Source organism: Massilia brevitalea (genome assembly GCF_030711405.1).
Lineage (GTDB): Bacteria > Pseudomonadota > Gammaproteobacteria > Burkholderiales > Burkholderiaceae_D > Telluria > Telluria brevitalea.
In genome coordinates this window covers 1-1,070 of record NZ_JAULSI010000118.1, presented here as the reverse complement: position 1 = coordinate 1,070, position 1,070 = coordinate 1, and the positions used below count along the sequence as shown (strand labels likewise).

The window sequence follows — 1,070 nt, the reverse complement described above, 5'->3', positions numbered from 1 at the left end:
GCAACCACGCCGGCGCCGACGGTACGGCCGCCTTCGCGGATTGCGAAGCGCAGGCCTTCTTCCATCGCGATCGGGTTGATCAGCTTGACGGTGATCGACACGTTATCGCCTGGCATGACCATTTCCTTGTCCGCTGGCAGCTCGATCGAGCCGGTCACGTCGGTGGTACGGAAGTAGAACTGCGGACGGTAGTTGTTGAAGAACGGGGTGTGACGGCCGCCTTCATCTTTCGACAGAACGTAGATCTCGCCGGTGAAGTGGTTGTGCGGCTTGATCGAACCTGGTTTTGCCAGGACTTGACCACGTTGCACGTCTTCACGCTTGGTGCCGCGCAGCAGCAGGCCGACGTTGTCGCCAGCTTGACCCTGGTCCAGCAGCTTGCGGAACATTTCCACGCCGGTGCAGGTGGTCTTCACGGTGTCGATGATACCGACGATCTCGATTTCTTCGCCGACCTTGATGATGCCGCGCTCGACACGACCGGTGACCACGGTACCGCGGCCCGAGATCGAGAACACGTCTTCGACTGGCATCAGGAAGGCGCCGTCAACAGCACGTTCCGGGGTTGGGATGTAGGTGTCCAGTGCTTCGGCCAGGCGGATGATGCACTCTTCGCCCATTTCGCCTGGCTGGCCTTCCAGCGCCATACGTGCCGAACCCTTGATGATTGGCAGGTCGTCGCCTGGGAACTCGTACTTCGAGAGGAGCTCGCGCACTTCCATTTCGACCAGTTCCAGCAGTTCCGCGTCGTCGACCAGGTCGCACTTGTTCAGGAACACGATGATGTAAGGAACGCCAACCTGACGCGCCAGCAGGATGTGCTCGCGGGTCTGTGGCATTGGGCCGTCGGCGGCCGAGCACACCAGGATCGCGCCGTCCATCTGCGCGGCACCGGTAATCATGTTCTTGATGTAGTCGGCGTGGCCTGGGCAGTCAACGTGCGCGTAGTGACGGTTTTCGGTTTCGTACTCGACGTGCGCGGTGTTGATGGTGATGCCGCGTGCTTTTTCTTCCGGAGCTGCATCGATCTGGTCGTATGCTTTTGCTTCGCCGCCGAATTTCTTCGACAG

At 60.3% G+C, this 1,070-nt stretch carries 1 protein-coding gene; it reads right to left on the bottom strand.

What is annotated here, in order from left to right; translation table 11 throughout:
* Window positions 1–1,070 (bottom strand): elongation factor Tu (tuf, locus tag QWL29_RS26525; protein WP_305825848.1); only part of this gene is annotated, 1,070 nt, incomplete at both ends.